General features: G+C 43.0%; 18 protein-coding genes. 14 read left to right on the top strand and 4 right to left on the bottom strand.

What is annotated here, in order from left to right; all coding sequences use genetic code 11:
- The first annotated feature begins 136 nt into the window (after nucleotides 1-136).
- From QJQ48_RS08735 to rfbB, 14 genes are all read left to right on the top strand, one after another.
- Entirely contained in the window at nucleotides 137-976 is an 840-nt protein-coding gene (locus QJQ48_RS08735; protein WP_346290911.1) for an ABC transporter permease, read from the top strand.
- Nucleotides 977-996: 20 nt separating this feature from the next.
- Complete coding sequence (locus tag QJQ48_RS08730) at nucleotides 997-2,343, top strand: ABC transporter ATP-binding protein (RefSeq protein WP_346290832.1); 1,347 nt, start codon at nucleotides 997-999, stop codon at nucleotides 2,341-2,343.
- Nucleotides 2,344-2,415: 72 nt separating this feature from the next.
- Nucleotides 2,416-3,321, top strand: a complete 906-nt coding sequence (locus QJQ48_RS08725; protein ID WP_346290831.1) for a DUF4915 domain-containing protein — start codon at nucleotides 2,416-2,418, stop codon at nucleotides 3,319-3,321.
- A 16-nt stretch (nucleotides 3,322-3,337) separates the two neighbouring features.
- Nucleotides 3,338-4,243, top strand: a complete 906-nt coding sequence (locus tag QJQ48_RS08720) for a class I SAM-dependent methyltransferase (RefSeq protein ID WP_346290830.1) — start codon at nucleotides 3,338-3,340, stop codon at nucleotides 4,241-4,243.
- A gap of 130 nt (nucleotides 4,244-4,373) precedes the next feature.
- Nucleotides 4,374-5,357, top strand: coding sequence for a glycosyltransferase family 2 protein (locus QJQ48_RS08715; RefSeq protein WP_346290829.1), 984 nt, complete (start codon nucleotides 4,374-4,376; stop codon nucleotides 5,355-5,357).
- A 66-nt stretch (nucleotides 5,358-5,423) separates the two neighbouring features.
- A complete protein-coding gene (locus QJQ48_RS08710) occupies nucleotides 5,424-6,668 on the top strand; it encodes a glycosyltransferase family 4 protein (RefSeq protein ID WP_346290828.1) in 1,245 nt (414 codons plus the stop codon).
- A 5-nt stretch (nucleotides 6,669-6,673) separates the two neighbouring features.
- Complete coding sequence (locus tag QJQ48_RS08705) at nucleotides 6,674-7,609, top strand: NAD-dependent epimerase/dehydratase family protein (protein WP_346290827.1); 936 nt, start codon at nucleotides 6,674-6,676, stop codon at nucleotides 7,607-7,609.
- Between the two features lie 240 nt (nucleotides 7,610-7,849).
- Nucleotides 7,850-8,785 (top strand): glycosyltransferase, encoded by a 936-nt coding sequence (locus tag QJQ48_RS08700; protein ID WP_346290826.1) that lies wholly within the window; start codon nucleotides 7,850-7,852, stop codon nucleotides 8,783-8,785.
- Between the two features lie 87 nt (nucleotides 8,786-8,872).
- On the top strand, nucleotides 8,873-9,799 hold the full coding sequence (locus QJQ48_RS08695; RefSeq protein WP_346290825.1) for a glycosyltransferase: 927 nt from the start codon (nucleotides 8,873-8,875) through the stop codon (nucleotides 9,797-9,799).
- Nucleotides 9,789-10,850 carry a glycosyltransferase family 4 protein gene (locus tag QJQ48_RS08690; protein WP_346290824.1) on the top strand — a complete coding sequence of 354 codons (1,062 nt, stop codon included), beginning with the start codon at nucleotides 9,789-9,791 and terminating at the stop codon, nucleotides 10,848-10,850. The genes QJQ48_RS08695 and QJQ48_RS08690 overlap by 11 nt, the downstream gene beginning before the upstream one ends.
- A 63-nt stretch (nucleotides 10,851-10,913) precedes the next feature.
- Entirely contained in the window at nucleotides 10,914-11,465 is a 552-nt protein-coding gene (gene rfbC, locus QJQ48_RS08685; RefSeq protein ID WP_346290823.1) for a dTDP-4-dehydrorhamnose 3,5-epimerase, read from the top strand.
- Nucleotides 11,462-12,346 (top strand): dTDP-4-dehydrorhamnose reductase, encoded by an 885-nt coding sequence (gene rfbD, locus QJQ48_RS08680; RefSeq protein WP_346290822.1) that lies wholly within the window; start codon nucleotides 11,462-11,464, stop codon nucleotides 12,344-12,346. Before rfbC ends, rfbD begins: the two co-directional genes overlap by 4 nt.
- Nucleotides 12,347-12,359: 13 nt before the next feature.
- On the top strand, nucleotides 12,360-13,433 hold the full coding sequence (locus QJQ48_RS08675; RefSeq protein ID WP_346290910.1) for a glucose-1-phosphate thymidylyltransferase: 1,074 nt from the start codon (nucleotides 12,360-12,362) through the stop codon (nucleotides 13,431-13,433).
- 11 nt (nucleotides 13,434-13,444) lie between these two features.
- Nucleotides 13,445-14,533, top strand: a complete 1,089-nt coding sequence (rfbB, locus tag QJQ48_RS08670) for a dTDP-glucose 4,6-dehydratase (protein WP_346290821.1) — start codon at nucleotides 13,445-13,447, stop codon at nucleotides 14,531-14,533.
- A gap of 48 nt (nucleotides 14,534-14,581) precedes the next feature.
- Here rfbB and QJQ48_RS08665 read toward each other — a convergent pair whose 3' ends face one another.
- The 4 genes from QJQ48_RS08665 to trxB form a co-directional block, all read right to left on the bottom strand.
- Nucleotides 14,582-15,472 (bottom strand): ABC transporter permease, encoded by an 891-nt coding sequence (locus QJQ48_RS08665; RefSeq protein ID WP_346290820.1) that lies wholly within the window; start codon nucleotides 15,470-15,472, stop codon nucleotides 14,582-14,584.
- Between the two features lie 128 nt (nucleotides 15,473-15,600).
- The gene (locus tag QJQ48_RS08660) at nucleotides 15,601-16,422 is read right to left on the bottom strand and encodes a hypothetical protein (RefSeq protein WP_346290819.1); all 822 of its coding nucleotides are present in this window, start codon (nucleotides 16,420-16,422) and stop codon (nucleotides 15,601-15,603) included.
- A 233-nt stretch (nucleotides 16,423-16,655) separates the two neighbouring features.
- A complete protein-coding gene (locus tag QJQ48_RS08655) occupies nucleotides 16,656-17,504 on the bottom strand; it encodes a DUF1206 domain-containing protein (protein ID WP_346290818.1) in 849 nt (282 codons plus the stop codon).
- A gap of 99 nt (nucleotides 17,505-17,603) precedes the next feature.
- Complete coding sequence (trxB, locus tag QJQ48_RS08650) at nucleotides 17,604-18,983, bottom strand: thioredoxin-disulfide reductase (RefSeq protein ID WP_346290817.1); 1,380 nt, start codon at nucleotides 18,981-18,983, stop codon at nucleotides 17,604-17,606.
- Nucleotides 18,984-19,113: the final 130 nt, after the last annotated feature.

Below are 19,113 nucleotides of genomic sequence, written 5' to 3'. Positions count from 1 at the left end.
AAAGCAACACTACGATATTATGTCTGCCAATAAGAAGTTAACAGAATTCTAGCTACTGTTGACCTGAGTGAGGATAAAGCACGTGACAGCGGTATTGCGGCCCTTAAAGGCATCCCTCAAGTTCTGCATCAGAGCTATCAAGCGACCAATCCTCCGCCTTAAACCTTTAATTCCACTGAGTGAACCCCAGTGGGCAAAGCTGAACTTACTTAGAACCTTGGTGCAGCGAGATATGGAAGCTCGCTACAAAGGTTCCATCTTGGGCAACTTATGGCCGCTGCTTAATCAATTATCTCAGCTATTAATTTATACTTACGTATTTGCCATCGTGCTGCGGGTAAAGCTGAGTCTCAGAGGAATGCCTGAGGATAATTCTTTCATTTTTGGCCTGTGGCTGTTTGCGGGATTACTACCGTGGATTGCATTCAGTAGTGGCCTAGTTCAGGCCTCAGGCTCGGTAATTGCTCAGTCAAATTTAGTTAAAAAAGTAGTCTTTCCTCTATCGCTGCTGCCTCTTGTTCCTATCTGCGCAAGTTTTTTAGAAAGTACTTTTGGCCTGATGGTACTAATCGCTTTCGTAGCCTTTGTAGATCATTCTGTGCATCCGACTTTACTACTATTACCCCTAGTCTGGTTGCCACAGCTGTTGCTAACGGCAGGACTAGGCTTTTTGACAGCAGGCATTACGGTGTTCATCCGAGATATTCCACAGACGTTAGGGGTACTTCTCAACATCTGGTTTTATGCAACTCCGCTGATCTATCCAGCAGACATGATTCCTCAGCCGTTTCAAACTTGGGTTTTCTGGTTAAATCCTTTGGCAGCAATTGGCGAAATGTATCGAGACATCGTTTTGATAGGGGAGATAACTCACTGGGGCGAATGGGGCAGCGCCACTGTAATTTCTGGATTTATTTTTTGGGGAGGTTTTTGGTGCTACCGTAAGCTCCGCCCTGCCTTTGCTGATGTACTGTAGTTTCTGTCTTCTGGATTTACATGTCCGACGATATTGCTATTTCACTCAAAAATGTCTCTAAGGTATTTAAGCGATACCATCATCCTAGCGATCGCTTAAAGGAAATTTTTTTGCCAGGAAAAATAAAATCAAAAGAGTTTTGGGCTTTAGACAATATTAATTTAGAAATTCCTAAAGGAGAAACAGTTGGAATTATTGGTTGCAATGGATCGGGAAAGAGCACTTTATTGCAGATAATAGCGGGAACCTTGCAGCCAACTAGTGGTGAGGTTCAAGTAAGTGGACGAGTGTCGGCCCTGCTAGAGTTAGGGAGCGGATTTAATCCTGAGTTTACAGGGCGACAGAACGTCTTTTTTAATGGTCAAATTTTGGGATTAAATCAAGAAGAAATTGAGGCTCGGTTTAGTGAAATTGAATCGTTTGCGGATATTGGAGAGTTTATTGATCAACCAGTTAAAACGTATTCAAGTGGAATGTTTGTGAGGTTAGCATTTTCAGTAGCTGTAAATGTAAACCCAGAAATTCTCATTATTGATGAGGCTTTAGCTGTAGGTGACGAAGGGTTTCAGAGAAAATGTTTTTCCCGACTAGAATTATTTAAACAGCAGAAAGTTACCATACTATTTGTCTCACATGCGACTAATATAGTTCTTGAAATTTGTGATTCTGCTTGCATCTTAGACAAATCCCAAATACTTATGCGAGCACCCTCTAAGATAGCAGTTGAAAACTATAGAAAGTTAATTCTTGCACCTCGAAATCTACGATCGTTAGTTCGGCATGAAATACTAGATTTTCATAAAAGTGCTAGTTTAAGCTATTCTGACCAAGCATCTAAAGAGAATAGTTTAAGACATTCTTCTGTATATAAGCCCAACGATAAGGTCATCAAACCTAAAAGCTCTATAGAGTACAAACCCAATGGGGCAAAAATAAAAGGAGTTGCTATTAGAGATAATGAGAATAAAGCAGTTACTCTTTTAAAGAGTAAAGAAGAATATACTCTTGAGTACGAGGTAGAATTTTATAAGAAAGCTGAGAAAGTCTTTTTTGGCACTCTGATTAAATCAATATCTGGTATTGAAATAGGTGGTATAAGAACAGATAGATTTGAAGTTATAGATGAGATCACTCCATATGCAAAAGTATCTGTAAAAATAAACTTCTTAACCATTATGTTTCCTGGGACTTACTTTATGAATGTAGGAGTTCTAGGAATTATTGATCATGAAATTCAGTTTTTACATCGGATAATAGATGCTACTCAGTTTAAAGTTGATTGTTCTGATGACGAGAAGTCTATAGGAAGTTCGGCCTACGTCGATTTTTGCTCCTCTAACAAGCCGATCATAAAAGTCTTCAATTAGTTTATTAAAAGATTTTTATGAATAAAAATTTATTTTTAGAAGTGAAAACTGAAATCAGAACTGTAAAATTGCATGCCTAAGATCATAGCAACCTTTTGTAATCAGACTACAGTATCCGAAAATAATACAAATACTGCACCTTGCTATCTTGCTGAAATAGATCTTTCAAGTGGTATTTATACGAAAATACATCTTGACCTAGCCCGCTGGAATAATATCAAGATATTAGGCGTAACAGGAATAGCTTCTTTTGAAGATGGTTATATTTTAGCAACTCAGAGTTCTCCACCAATGCTGATTAAGCTAAATCGTTTTTATTCTGTTACTGATGTTTGGTTGCTGAATCTCGTTAAAGATCCTCATTCAGTTGCTTTAAAGAATGAAGTTATTTATGTAGCTTCTACAGGAACAGACTCAATTATTGCTTTCAACTTAGTAACTCAAAAAGAATCGGTCTATGCAGTTGTCACAGACTCAGGCAAAGACTCTGTACACATTAATTCCTTATTGTTTGTCAAGAATGAATTACACGCTACGGCATTTGGCAAAAAGGAAGGAGCTCTTTGGCAGTCAGCGCAGCAAGGCTATCTAATTAACATTCAGTCTGGTGAATTTTTGTTAAATCAACTTAGCCATCCGCATTCCTGCATCATCACGAATTTTGGATTGGTTTTGTGTGAGTCAGCACGCTCAAGGGTTTTATTTTTGAAGGGAGGATATCTTAAAGTATTTAATTCATATATCAGAGGTTTAGCATACGATGGACATAGATTATTTGTTGGTCTTTCTCACGGGAGAAAAATTTCTAGGTCAACTGACAAAGTTGTCGGCAATATGGCTGATCCTGGTCAAGACATTGGAGTATGTGGTGTTGCAGTGTACTCTCTAAACTCAGAGAAAGTATCAGAAAGCAGACTTGAACGTTTTTTTGATTTAGATGAATTAGGCAAAGAAATATACGACTTGATGCTGGTTTAATTAACCTTAAAAAGTAATGGAAAAATATAAAAAATATCCGGACAATGCTGATATATCAAAGGAAATTTTAGGTGAAAATAATAGTCTCTTTAAAATGCTGACCTTTGTTGGAAAGAATAAACAGGTTGTGGATTTCGGTTGCGCATCCGGATATTTTGCTAATTTATTACAGAAAGAAGACTGTGAAGTTGTAGGAGTAGAGATAAATCCAGAGGCAGCCGAAATTGCCAAGCAATACTGCAAAAGAGTGATTGTTGCAGATCTAGATTATGAAAACATTGAGAATATTTTAGGAAATGAGCGATTTGATGTTGCTACATTTGGCGATGTTCTAGAACATTTAAAGGATCCTTGGAGTTTGCTAAGCACTGTTCGCAACATTTTGAAGCCCGATGGTTTTGTAGTAGCCTCTATTCCTAATGTTGCTCACGGTGCCGTGCGATTAGCCTTGCTCGAGGGCAAGTTTGATTACGAAAAGTTTGGCCTTCTCGATAATACTCATTTGAGATTTTTCACTCGAAAATCGATTCATCATTTGTTTGAAGCTACAGGTTACTGTATAGACTCAGAAGATTTTACACATTTATCGGTCTTTAATAGTTCTTCTCTAACACCTATTCTAGATCCCAGAAAATTTTCTGCTGAACTACTTGAGTATGTCACTAATGATAAAAACTCAGAAGTTCTTCAGTTTATTATTCGCGCTTATCCTTCATCTATGGCTAGCAAATATGCTTTTCTATCAAAAAACTATGATGAGGCTAAAATCTATATAGATCAACTGTCCTATAATCTTGAGCAAACGCAAGCTGAGCTCGAGCAAGCCCTGCAAGTAGTTGAAAGTGTAAAGCATAGTAACTTCTGGAAGGTTTGGCAATTTTGGATTTGGTTAAAGCACTTAATAAAATTGGAAAAAGTATGATTGACAAAAATGTGTAAAAGAGAAAAATCGAAACCTTGATAAGTTATTTGATTTTGTCTCTAAACCAAATAAAGTTATATTTTTGATGACTTTTAAACCTGTCAAGAATTAATATTCAAATTACACGAAAATGAAAGTTAAAGCATCAGTTATAGTTCCAACCAAAAATCCAGGTAAGCGTTTTTATAAAGTTATTGATGCAGTGCTTACACAAAAGACTCCTTGGGCATACGAGATAATTGTAGTTGACTCTGGTTCAACAGATGAGACTTTAAACTATTGTAAGCAACTAGGTAATAAGATACGTTTGCTTCAGATTTCTCCTGAGTCTTTTGGACATGGTAAGACACGAAACTATGCAGCCTCTAAAAGTTTTGGAGAGTTTGTAGTCTTTTTAACACATGATGCTATTCCAAAAGATGAAAATTGGCTTTTCAACATAGTAAATGCAATGTATGAATCCGAGCTAATTGCAGGTGCTTTTGGTCGTCATTTACCCTATCCTGATGGCAATCCATTTAATCGACGAGATCTAAATCTGCACTTTGATAACTTTCTATTAGATTTTCATATTGTGAAGATAGATGATAAGAAAAGATATGAATCTGACATTGCTTACAGACAGTTTTTACACTTTTTTTCTAATAATAATTCTTGCATTAGGAAAACTATACTTGAAAAAATTCCATTTCCCAATGTTGATTTTGCAGAAGACCAAGTTTGGGCAATGCGCGTTTTAGAAGCAGGATACTCTAAAATATACGTCGATAGTTCTGCTGTTTATCACTCTCATGATTATTCTCCTATTCAACTTTTTAAAAGATCTGTTGACGAGTCAAGAGCTTTATCGAAAATTTTTGGCTATCAGCTTTGTCCGAGTGTATATCAATTACTGTTGCAAACCATTAGGACGACTATCAGAGATATAAAATTTGCTTACAAAGAAAAGATTTTTTTAAAAAGTCCTTATTGGTTTCTGATTTCTCCACTACTTAATTTTTCTAAGCAGTTAGGTTTCTACATAGGTCAGAGATTAGTGCAGGAAGATAGCAGCTTTCTTTTAGACAGAATCTCTCTTGATAAAGCCATGAAACGGGGTGAAAGGAAACTATAAAGCAGCACAAGCGCGTCGCTTCGTAAAAAACGATTATAAAGTTAATTAAGCGATACTAAAAGGCTGATGTCAATTCTACTTAAAGCAAAAAGAAAATTTTTTTCGATAAAATTGAACCTTTCAAAATTTGGTTTGAAGGCATATTGCAATTATGTCTTTAAGCGATTGAAAGCTATAGTTTCAGGTGAACAAAAGCAGCTAAATGGTAAAGCTGACGTAGTTTCACATTACAGCTTTATTTTATATGAACCTTTCGGAGATAAGCGTAGAATTTCTTCATTAAAAGACAAAAGAACTATTAACTGGATTATTCCGGATTTCAGCATTGGTTCCGGCGGGCATATTAATATATTCAGATTTATTGATGGACTAGAAAAGCGAAAATATAAATGTTCAATTACTATTACTGAACCTTGCCAGTTTCTAGAAGCCAGCGTTGCAAAAGAACGTATAAATCAGAATTTTAGGCAATTACAAGCGGAGGTATTTATTGGTAAGGAGAATATACCAGCAGCATGGGTTACATTCGCAACAAGTTGGACAACTGCTTATATCGTAAGAAATTTCCAAGCTACAGAACACAAATGTTATTTTGTTCAAGACTTTGAGCCATTTTTTTATGCTAAAAGCAGTGAATACTATTGGGCTGAAGAAACGTATAAATTTGGCTTTTACGGTATCACAGCTGGTAAATGGCTAGCTCAAAAATTAGCTAAAGATTACGATATGAAAACTAACTATGTTGGTTTTTCATATGACAAAAATTTATATACTCCTAAACTTCGTAAAGCTTACAACGAGACCAGGAAAATATTTTTTTATGCTCGGCCTGTTACACCTAGAAGAGGATTCGAATTAGGCTTATTGGTGCTGACCGAAGTTTCAAAGCGCTTTCCTGATGTTGAATTTATATTAGCTGGTTGGGATACGGCTTCTTACTATATCCCATTTAAACACACTAGCCTTGGAGTAGTCGCTTTAAAGGAGTTACCCGATGTCTATAGTCGTTGCTATGCAGCTCTTGTATTATCTTTCACTAACTTGTCACTCTTACCGCTTGAACTAATGGCATGTAAGTGTCCAGTTGTTAGTAATTCTGGTTCTAATGTTAGCTGGCTTTTAAACGAACAGAATTGTCTCTTGGCTGAGCCTACTGTCGAAAGTCTTAGTGCCGCTCTTTGCTTAATACTAGAAAACGAAGATAAGAGAGAGCAAATTGCAAACGCAGGCTTAAATTTTGCCTCTAATACAAGCTGGGATGCAGAATGTGAGCGATTTTCGGCTATTCTTGACAGAATAACAAACAATTAATATTGATGACTAATGATCGTTGCTTGGTAATTGGTGGTTCAGGGTTTTTGGGCAGTCATTTGTGTAGAGCCTTGATGCTTCAGGGATCAGAGGTCAATGTACTAAGCAGAAAGGTTGAGGCTATATCATGTGCGCAGTGTACCAATTTTTTCCAGGGCAGTCTGCAAAATTCAGAAAGTTTAAGGGCTGCAATCGCAGGCTGTAATACAGTTTACCACCTTGGTTCATCTCATATTCCTTCAACATCGAATCTCGATCCTAACGGAGATATAGAGATCAATCTCAAAGGAGCTATTACTCTTATAGAAGCTGCACTTGAAGCAAAAATTTCCAAGCTTATATTTGCTTCCTCAGGCGGAACTGTTTATGGAGTTCAATCTTCTATGCCAATCTCAGAAGATGCTCGCACTAACCCAATTTGCTCTTATGGAATCGTTAAGCTTAGCATAGAAAAATATCTTCACATGTACTCTTCGTTATATGGATTAGATTATTGTGCTCTTCGTATATCCAATCCGTTTGGAGAAGGGCAGGGATATGGCGGCCGTAAGCAAGGTGCAATCTCTAACTTTATAAGTAAGCACTTACAAGGTGAAAAAGTTGAAATTTGGGGTGATGGGAGCACTATTAGGGATTACATTTATGTTGGTGATGTAATTTCTGCATTCCTTAAAGCAAAAGATTATACAGGTGATCACAAAGTCCTCAATATAGGCACTGGCGTTGGTCGTAGTATTCTACAGATTATAGGCTCAGTTGAACAGATTTCTGATTGCTCAATGGAGCGAGTATTCAAGCCTTCCAGATTGTTAGATGTTCCCAGAAATGTTTTAGACATCAATTTGGCTAGGAGAGAACTAGATTGGCAGCCTATCATCTCATGGGAAGAAGCATTGGAAAGAACCTATTTTTACCTAAAAAGAGAATACCTTAAAGATTAACAATGCATATCTAAGTCTTTAAAAGAATTTAATTTTATTAGCTTTTACCTAAATCTAGATTAAGCTAATTTGTCTAGATCTAGAAAATTCACTCTTTCAAAGAACTGTTCAAAACTTTTCTCAGCAAAGCTAGCTTCGATCACAGCTTTTAGCTAGCATACTTGCTCCGAAAAAATAAATCGTTTTAGCTCTGAGCTACTTTCCTATTTAGTTACTATTTAGAGAATTGGAAATAAATTAGTGCATAAAGTACTTGCCTACATTACCTCCTATTATGATGAAAACGCGACTAAAAGTTGCATAAAAGGTATTTCAAGTCAGACATACACAGTCAATGAAATTTTTGTTATTAATAACTCACCAAAACCATTAAATATTTTGAAGGCGCAAATCAAGTCAATAGTTGTAGAAAATTATCCGGAAAATATAGGTATTTCGGGCGGAGTTATTAAGGCTATAAATTTTGCGCTTCAGAATAAATATGATTTCTTGTGGATGTTTGATCAAGACAGTATTCCTGCTTCAAACTGTTTGAGTCAACTCCTTTCTGTATTCGATAAATACGCGCATAAAACAGATTTAAAAATTGGAATTGTTGCTCCAACTCCTTTAGACACACGCACAGGTCAAATAATCATGCCTGCTGAATTTAGAAAGGATCATTTTGAGGCTTTTACTAAAACAAATGCTGACTCGCCATACTTCTGTGATGCACCCATAACATCTGGAGCTTTGCTACATTTAGACGCTATAGCTACAGTGACACCGCCTGATATCAGACTTTTTATTGACGGAATAGATTTAGACTTTGGTTTACGACTTAGTCAAAAGGGCTTTCATAATATTGTTGTTCCCAGCGCAACTTTGTACCACAATTTTGCAACTCCGATTGAATTCAACTTTTGGGGTATCAAAAAAATATTTCAGCGTTACTCGGCTTTGCGTTACTACTATATATGCCGCAATCATACCTATCTTGAGCTTAAAAATTCTCAAGGATTTTACAAGTTAACTTGCATTTACAGACGCCTTAAAGTCTTAAGTATAAAAGCTTTATCTATTTTACTAGTTGAACACGACAAAAAACTTATAAAAGTTTGGGCTTGCTTTTGCGGTACCTACTATGGTTTTCGAGGAGATTTGAATAGACAGTTTAATAAGAGTGTTGGAAAATGACCAAAACTAAAGATTTTGTTCTTTTTTAATTTCATCGTTTAAACTGTTTCATTGTATCAATCCAATCTTCAAAAAGCTTCAGAAGCAATGACTACCTTTTATTTTTTGGTAGTTAACTATTACTCCACCGACTTTATTCGTAAGCTGTTGAAATCAGTCGACTTAGATGGTTGTGATTATGGTGTAATCGTCGTAAACAATGCAATTGCTGATATCGAGATTCGAACTTTAGCACAGACATATCAATCATTGATAGTGATTGAAGCAGGTAAAAATTTAGGTTTTGGGGGCGGTTGTAATATTGGTTTAGATTGGATTTATCAGCAAGATTCAGATGCTTTGGTGTGGTTGATTAACCCCGATACAATTTTGGATGAAGATGCTATTTCATACGTCAAAAGATGTTTAGAGAAATATTCTGATTTGGCTATTTTAGGCACACGTATTCGCGATGGCTATGAACGTCCTTGGTTTGAGATTGGGCACTTCAATGTTTGGTCAGGTTCGGTGACTCATTTGAAAACAAATTTTAAAAGATCTAGCTTTTTAGAACCAAATAGACATTGTCCTACTGTTATCAACAGCCGCTGGGTTTCGGGCTGTAGTTTAATTATTAATTTAGCTCAGTTTCAAAGTTGCCCAACATTTGATGAGCATATGTTTTTGTATTATGAAGACTGTGAGTTCTGTGAGCGCTACAGGCTTCAAGGTAAGCAGATTGCTGTTACTGAAGCTGTGTTAGTTACTCATGCAGTCTCCAGTACAACCGGGCAGAATCCAGGCGCGAAGCTAATGCATGCAACTTTTAGCAAGCTGTATTTTTTGCAGAAGTATGGAACTCCTATAGGGCTATACTTGAATTTAGCTTATTTGCTTGCTCGGAGTTTTTGGGAGCAAGTGACTGGTAATACTGGTATGGCGATTGCCCGTTGGCAAGGTATCTGTCAGTTCATACGTTTTAGGCTGACAGGGCGTAAAGAGCCGGTAAAAGGACTCAACGATTATGCTAGTTAATCTGTCTTATTTAATTAGCAAACCTACTGGCACTACTACCTACGCTCTAAATTTAATTCCCCATCTCAGCTCGCTAAACCCTTGCTACCTAGCCACTGCGGTCAGCCATCTTGACCAATACTATGCCGTACCTGCTAACATGACGGCTGAGTCAGGTATAGCTGGGCATGTAAGACGCTTGCTGTGGACACAGTTTCGTCTGCCCATGATTTGCGATCGGCAGTCAGATCGCCTGCTTTTTTCTCCAATAACTGAAGCGCCCCTAGGATCGAACTGCCGATTTGTAGTCACTGTTCATGATTTAACACCTCTGCGTTTCCCACATTTTTCTGTAGCTCTAAAATGGCTGTACCATTACTATGTACCCCAGGTATTAAAATCAGCAGAACATATTATTTGTGATTCTGAAGCTACAGCAAACGACGTTGTTACTTTCTATGGCATTAGTGCTAATAAAATCACTCCGATCTTGCTGGCTCATGATGCAAGCCAGTTTCGGCCTTTGAATCTAGCGACAAAAAACTATTTTCTTGTTTTGGGCCGACATGCTCCCTACAAAAATTTATCGGGGGCTGTCTCAGCTTTTGCCCAAATGCCTAAGCGCGATTGCTATGAACTATGGATAGCTGGCCCTTACGATCCACGTTACACCCCAGTTTTGGAAACTCAAGTCGCAGAAATGGGACTAGCCAATCAGGTTAAGTTTCTTAAGTACGTGCCCTACGAGCAACTACCTGCTTTGCTCAATCAGGCGATCGCCCTGGTTTTTCCCAGCCTGTGGGAAGGTTTTGGTTTGCCCGTCCTAGAAGCAATGGCCTGTGGCACTCCGGTGATTGCCTCAAATTTATCTTCTTTACCCGAAGTGGTCGGTTCAGCCGCTTGGCTAATCAACCCACGTAATATAGATGAAATAACAGAAGCTATGGGGGCGATCGCTGCTTCGCCCCAACTCAGGCAGCAACTCAGCGAAGCAAGTATTCAAAGGGCTAACTGGTTTAGCTGGGAAAAGACTGGAAAGGCCACAGTCGCTGTGTTAGAGCCTTACCTGTAGCTAGCATGTTGGCTCGCAACAGATGATACAGTTTTCAGAAGATAAAAGTAAGTCAGATCTGTTGTGAAAATTATCAAAACCGCTATTCCCGATGTTCTATTGCTTGAGCCTCAGGTATTTGGGGACGATCGCGGTTTTTTCTTTGAGAGCTTCAACCAGAAAGTATTCGTTGACAAGGTAGGGCTGAATTATACTTTCGTTCAGGACAACCACTCCCGCTCTAGGCAAAATATTTTGCGAGGCTTACACTATCAGGTGCAGCAGCCCCAAGGCAAGCTGGTTCGCGTCATTGAGGGTGAAGTCTACGATGTTGCTGTAGATATCCGTCGGCGATCGCCTAGCTTTGGGCAGTGGGTCGCCGCTGTTCTCAGCGCCGAAAATAAGCAGCAAATCTGGGTGCCACCCGGTTTCGCTCACGGCTTTTACGTGCTGTCAGAGACAGCAGATGTCCTCTATAAAACCACTGATTACTATGCGCCAGAATACGAGCGCAGCCTTTTATGGAACGATGCTGACTTGGCGATTGCTTGGCCTTTAGTAGCTGACAGCCCCATACTATCGAAAAAGGACCAAAATGCTGTTCTTTTCAAAACGGCTGAGGTGTTTGAGTCATGAAGATTTTATTGGTAGGCAGTCATGGACAAGTTGGTCAAGAGCTACAGTTAACCCTACCCAGTCTTGGGGAGGTAACAGCTTGGAACCGATCAGATATTGATTTGACTCAACTGAACAAGATTGTTCCTGCCGTCGTTGCTCAAAAACCCAATGTCATTGTCAATTCTGCCGCATATACTGCTGTAGACAGAGCTGAAAGCGAGCCTGAGCTAGCTCAGCAAGTCAATGCCGCCGCTCCGCAGCAGTTAGCTCAAGCCGCTGAAACCTGCGGAGCAAAGCTCGTTCACATTTCTACTGATTATGTCTTTGATGGACAGCAAAATCGTCCTTATCAAACTGATGATGTTACCAACCCTCTAGGCGTATACGGCAAGTCTAAACGAGCCGGAGAATTAGCTATACACGCTACTACTCGCCGTTATGCTATTGTGCGGACTGCTTGGGTCTACGGAGCGAGAGGAAAAAATAATTTTGTCAAAACCATGCTACGTTTAGGAGCCGAACGAGATGATTTACAGGTAGTTTGTGATCAAGTGGGTAGTCCTACTTGGGCATCTGATATTGCCCAAACTATCGCTATGCTGATACCCCAGCTTAACCAACAGACCTTTGGCACTTACCATTACACCAGCAATGGCGCTGTGAGCTGGTATGATTTCGCTGTCGCCATTTTCGAAGAAGCCAGAGTCATAGGTTATCCGTTGCAAATTAAGCATGTTCAACCTATTACAAGCGACCAGTATCCAACCCTGGCAAAACGACCTGCTTACTCTGTGTTGGCCGGTGAGAAGTTAGCCGAACTTCTTTGCCAAACAGCTCCTTATTGGCGTATTAGCTTACGCAAAATGCTCAAGGAAAACCTACAGATGAAACCTGCGTAATGAGCTTATGGATATAAAGGCGCTAATTTTATCGGGCGGCAGAGGGACTCGATTGCGACCGCTAACTCATACTGGCGCTAAACAGCTCGTACCTGTTGTCAATAAACCTATTCTTTGGTATGGCATTGAGCAAATTGTAGCTACAGGCATCACCGATATCGGTATTATTATCAGCCCTGAAACCGGCGATGAAATTCGCCGAGTTACGGGCAATGGGGATAAATTTGGAGCGAAAATTACTTATATTCAGCAAGCGAGTCCTGATGGCTTGGCGCATGCTGTGAAAGTAGCTCAACCGTTTCTAGGTGGTTCACCTTTTCTAATGTATTTAGGTGATAACCTTATTCAAGATAATCTAACAAGCTTTGTAGAGAAATTTATTCAGCGATCGCTGGATGCCATGATTCTACTGAAGCAAGTCTCTAATCCAGCGGCCTTTGGAGTGGCTGAGCTAAACCAGCAGGGAAGCGTTATCAAGCTAGTAGAAAAGCCTGAGCAACCACCTTCCAATTTGGCTCTGGTGGGCGTATATTTATTCGCACCTATTATTCATAAAACAATTTCTGCATTGCGTCCTTCAGATAGGGGAGAATTAGAGATTACCGATGCTATTCAGGCTCTGATAGATGCTGATAAAACCGTCATGGCTCAGCACCTAAGGGGATGGTGGCTGGATACAGGTAAGAAAGACGATCTGTTGGCAGCTAACCAAATAATTTTGGACGATACGATATATAGCTCGGTTGAAGGACAGGTAGATAACGCTACAAAGGTTAGTGGACGAGTACGCATCGATCAAGGTTCTAAAGTAATCAACTCTACTATTCGAGGCCCAGTCGTTATTGGTAAAAACTGTCATATTGAAAACTGTTTTATTGGTTCATACAGCAGCATTGCTAATAATGTACGGTTAGTTGATGTGGAATTAGATCATAGTGTTGTACTTGAGGGAGCTGTGATTGAGTCCCTACATCAGCGAATTGTAGATAGCTTAATTGGACGGCGAGCCAGGTTAGTTCATAGCCCTCAGCGTCCTAAGGCATCAAGGTTTATGATTGGCGATGATTGTCAAATTGAACTCATTTAGCTAAGTCAAGCGTGAAGGAAAAGGTCTTGCAGCTTAAGAAGGTTTTGGTTACTGGAGGAGCCGGATTCATTGGCTCCAACTTTGTACGCTATTGGCAGAAGAGCGATCGCGCCGGTACTTTAATCGCTCTAGATGCCCTCACCTATGCGGGCAATCGCGCTACTTTGAGCGACTTAGAAGGAAAGCAAGGTCTTCAATTCATTCAGGGCAATATCTGCGATGCGCAGCTAGTCGCCAAAATTTTGGCAACCTACGAAATTGATACTCTGCTTCACTTCGCGGCTGAATCCCATGTCGATCGCTCTATTGCTGGCCCGGCTGCTTTCATTCAAACTAACGTGGTGGGCACGTTTACGCTGCTGGAAGCCTTTCGGCAGCACTGGGAGGCTCAGGGTAAACCGGAACACTTTCGCTTTTTACATGTCTCGACGGACGAGGTGTTTGGCAGCTTGGGGCCAGATGAGCCAGCTTTTAGCGAGACAACGCCCTATGCGCCCAACAGTCCTTATTCCGCTTCTAAGGCCGGCAGCGATCATCTGGTGCGGGCGTACTTTCACACTTACGGGTTACCCACCCTAATCACCAACTGCTCTAACAACTACGGTCCCTATCAGTTTCCAGAAAAGCTGATTCCGCTGATGTGCGTCAATATTTTGCTGGGCAAGCCGCTGCCTGTCTATGGCGACGGGCAGAATGTCCGAGACTGGCTGCACGTAACGGATCACTGCCGTGCCCTAGAGACAATTTTGCTCCAAGCTAAACCTGGTGAAACTTATAACATTGGCGGCAACAATCAGGTCAAGAACATTGATATTGTTGAGCAGCTTTGTGACTTAATGGCTGCTTATGCTGACAATTTGCCTGTTACCCCAGCACGCCAGTTAATCACCTTTGTCGCTGATAGACCGGGACACGATCGCCGCTATGCCATGAACATTGCCAAAATTCAGCGGCAGTTGGGCTGGCAGCCTCAGTACGACTTTGCCACAGGGCTGAAGCAAACGGTGAAATGGTATTTAGCCAATCGTGATTGGTGGCAGCCGCTGCTGTCGGCAGAATATCAGCACTACTACGAAGCGCTCTACGGCGATCGCGACTAGAAGCTATCAGCCTATTTTGAGCTGTGGCTATTTGCCTTTAGCAGTTCTCTACTGCCAGTTCTCTCGCCGCATCAGGGGATTAATAAACTCGTTTAGCCCTTCTCCTAGCAGCGACAGCCCCGTTACCATTAGGGTCAGTGCCAAGCCAGGAAAGAGGGCCGTCCACCAGATGCCTGTCGGCAGGGCGTCTAACGCTTGGCGAATATCAGCGCCCCACTCCGGTGTCTGCTCCGGTAGCCCCAGTCCCAAAAAGCCCAATCCCCCCAGAATTAGCACCGCGTCGGCAGCATTGAGGGTAAATAGTACCGGCACGCTCTGCACCACGTTCAAAAATAGGTAGCGGCTTAACACTGTCCAGGTAGAGGCTCCCATAGCCTGAGCAGCTTCAATGAACAGTTCGGTTTTGACGCTGACCGTGTGATTGCGCACCACGCGGTAGTACTGAGGCACATAGGCAATGCTCAGCGCCACTGCTGCATTCAGCACCCCTCGCCCCACTACGAAGGCCAAGGTCACTGACAGCAATAGCCCCGGCAGCGTGTAGATTGTATCCATAAAAAACAGCAGGCCGCGATCGAGCCGCCCGCCCAGATAGCCGCTGATCATGCCCAGTGGCACTCCTACGATTACGCTCATCAGCGTGGCTAACACTACGACCTGCCAAGCTGCCCGGGTGCCAAATAGAGTGCGAGAAAAAATATCGTAGCCTTGGCGGCTAGTGCCAAACCAGTATTGGGCGGAGGGCGGCTGATGAATCGGATTTGCGATCGCGGCCATTGGATCTTGTAAAATTCCCCAGGACTGGAGCAGCGGAGCCAACAGGGCGATCGCCCCAAAAAGCAAGGTAATCAACAGTCCCAGCCACATGAAAATAATTGAGATGGTCAGCCCTCGCTTGGGGGACAGCCAGCGAAAAAATTGAAGCGATCGCGGTGCCATAGTGTCTGATAAACGCTGCCCGATTATTATGGCAGAGTCTTACGAACCCTCAGAAATCAAAAGGCGAACTAAAAAAACAGAGGCGCGATCGCACCCCTGTTTTCAAACTCTACGGTAGTTGAATTAATTTACTGAGCCGAGGGATAGACCTCTTCAGCTACGAAGACAGGCTGGTTTTCATACTCAGCTTCAATCTGCTGCTGGACATCTAAATCCCAGGTGAGATCGTAGTCGCGCTCAAAGTCAGCAGCCACAAACTGCCGTAGCGTACCTGTCACAGAAACATCTTCGCCTTCCTGCACAGCCGCTAGACTATCTGGGCTGAGAACCAGCAGTCCTTCACCGCCAAAGAATTGCTCTTCATCCAGCTTGAAAGCAGCTTCTGACCAGATTTCCTCAACTTCACCTTCAACTGCGATACGCTGACCGTAGAACCCTTCAGGATCTTCGGCGAGTTCACCTGGATCAGGGGATAGGGCCAAAGACTGAGCCACAATCGCTGGCTGATTTTCGTAGTCAGCATAGAGTTCAGGATCTAAATCTAAACCATATGCGGTTTCAAAGTCAGCGATGATAAACTCTTGAACTTCGCCCGTTACCTGAACGTCATTGTACTCGTCAGAGACAATGAACGGCTGCCCCGAAGCGTTGATGACCAGGATTTCCTCGCCGCCAAACAGCTCATCTTCATTGAGGACAAAGGATGAGTCATCTAGGACAGACTGCACTTCGCCCCGTACCGAAACGCTTTGCCCCACGTATTGATCAACGTTGTCGCTTACCTCTTCGGAGGTGACGTTCTCTTCAGGATTGACAATCTCGGAATTAGAAGGCTCATTGCTGCAGGCTGGCAGTACCAAAGCCATCGCCGCAAGCGCGAGCGTACCTGTCAGCTTCACGCTGCCCCGGCTAAACCAACGCATTAAAGAATTATCTTGTTGTACTTTCATATTCAACCTCTTCTCACATCGCAAGCGCTCAGGAGTGAACTGCTGCTTGCACCTCTCAACCGTAGAAAAGGTAGCTCAGATTCTTCTCTATCTGATGGCAGGTTCAAGCCCAAGTTCTACCCTCAGAAGTAATGCAGAATACAGAACCATTTCGGAAGTCATATCGCTTTTGATAGAAGCGGTTTAGTTCAAGCCGGTGCTGGCATCTAGCGATCGCCTTATTCGGCTAAGAGCTAAGACTTTTCTGTAAATTGTCGGTACCAGGCGGCAAAACCCATGTAAATGCCGTAGGCCATAAATCCAGCCGCGATTAAGCCCAAACCGACAAAGCCTAAAGGCTGCGATCGCAGGTGCTGAAGGGCATTGCTTAGACCACCTGCCGTATCTTCATTCAGCGAAATGCCGGAATTGGCGACGAACAAGCCAATCAGCAAAAAAGCAATGCCACGGGCCGCGATGCCGATTTGCCCTACCCGCGTAGCCCAAGATTCCACCACCCGATCAGCCGAGTCCTGGAATTCGCTGAGGTAAGAACCGCTAATAGCGCCATAGACGTAAGAAAGGCCGACGCCAATAACAACCAACCCGGCCAGGATAATCAGCCATTCACCCAGGGGAATTTCAAATAGGGTCGTGACCAAATCTTCAATGGCGTCATCCCCCTCGCTCACCTCGTTGGTGCCCGTTGCCAACTCAAAAGCTGAATAGGCGACGCCCGCATAGCTAGCCCCGCTCGTCGCATAGCCGCAGCGCTGCACAATTCGCTGCAGGCTGAGGGTCTGCTCATGCTCAGGATCTAGAATGGTCTGGATAAACCGCCATAGCACATAGCCTATTAGCCCAACGCAAAGGATACCCAAGAAAACACGACCAAAAGGCTGGACTAAAATCTCGATCAAAGCGCCATCCGTCCCGCTGACCGAGCGGCCCGGCAGCAGCAGGGCTCTTACCGCAATCAGCCCGATAACAAAATAAACGCTGCCCTTAGCGGCATAGCCGCAGCGAATCCAGGCTTGGAGCCAGGACTGATGATAAAAATGGCGAATCCACTGCTGCAGACGCTGCAACCAAGTTTGTATCAAAGCGGGTGAACTACGAAGGGGGTAGAAGCATGATAAAGCACTGGGCCAGTCTTAAACTACTGAGTCAAGGCTGAAAGATCTTTAAATTGGTTCGTGCCCTCACACAGGCACTGCCGCCCCAGCCTGCTGCAGGGCTACTCGATACTGGCTCTTTTGCTTCATCCCCCGTAGTTCATTGACCAAGGCTTTGTTTCTAAAGATCTGTACCGTTGGTGTTCCCGTAATGCCGGCTGACTCAGCAATATCGGGATCTTCGGTAATATCAATTTCAACGTAGTGAATCTTACCCTCAAACTCATCTACGACCTTGCTCAAAATTGGCCTCAGCGTATGGCAGGGGCCACAGGTAGGCGAAGCATATTTGACTAGAATTGGGCGATCGCTTTCATGATAAAGCTTACGCAGGGCATAGCCGCCCACGTGGCGAGTGGTGCCGGGATCAAATTCAGCCGCCTGCTGATACTCAGATTTACGCCCGGCGGTTTCTGCCTTTTCTGACGCCTGCGTTTGGTGGTACTCCCTCACCAGTCCGTTAGCAGAGAGCCAGCGCTCAGCCAGCATCGCCGCCATACAGCCTGTTCCGGCGGCGGTGATTGCTTGCCGAAACTCATGATCCTGGACATCGCCTGCCGCATAGATGCCCTCAACGCTGGTTTCTACCGAACCGGGTCGAACCTGAATGTATCCCACTGTGTCAAGGTCTAGCTGTCCTTTGAACAAGCTGGTATTGGGGGTATGGCCGATGGCATAAAAAAGTCCTTTAACGTGCAGATCGCGCTCTTCGTTTGTCTGCAGATCGCGAATATGAATCCCTTCTAAGCGATCGCCAGCACCGAACACGTCTGTTGCCTGCGTGTGCCAGTGCACCGTGATTCTAGGATTATTAAAAACTCTGTCCTGCATAGCTTTGCTAGCTCGCATTTCACCGCGACGCACTAGCAGGTGTACGCGCGAGCCATACTTAGTTAAGTACACCGCTTCTTCTGCCGCCGAGTCACCGCCGCCAATCACAGCCAGTTCTTCGCCGTGAAAGATCGGCGTCGCTCCGTCGCAAATAGCGCAGGCGGAAATGCCCCGGCTCCAAAACTGATTTTCGCAGGGCAATCCTAACCGCTTAGCCGTTGCGCCCGTGGCAATAATGACGCTATGAGATCGCACTTCGCGCTCCTCTGAACGCAACACAAAGGGCCGCTGGCTAAAGTCCACCTCAACCACGTCTTCAGTCACCATTTCCGTCCCCCAACGCTGCGCCTGGAACTTCATCTGCTCCATTAGCTGCGGCCCGGTAACACCGTCAGGAAAGCCAGGAAAATTCTCTACCTCGGTCGTGGTCATCAGCTGTCCCCCTGGCAAACCGCCAGCCTGATAGCCTTCAAACATAAATGGCTTCAGGTTAGCTCGCGCTGCGTAAATAGCTGCGGTATAGCCCGCTGGCCCAGAGCCAATAATGGCTACATTTTCTACCGTTGGATTCGTCATGGAAACAGAAATGAACTCGTAATGACTACGCTTAGTATACTGTACTGATTTCTGCGGTCTGCCACCCGCTAACGGGTTAGCTAAGAACGATCAAGGCTGTGTAAATCCTAACCGAGCTGAAATTTGATCT

It is taken from the genome of Sphaerothrix gracilis Ecp01 (assembly GCF_030405905.1).
Lineage (GTDB): Bacteria > Cyanobacteriota > Cyanobacteriia > Phormidesmidales > Phormidesmidaceae > Sphaerothrix > Sphaerothrix gracilis.
Note: the sequence above shows the minus strand (reverse complement) of the source record. Positions and strands in the feature narration are given on the sequence as shown.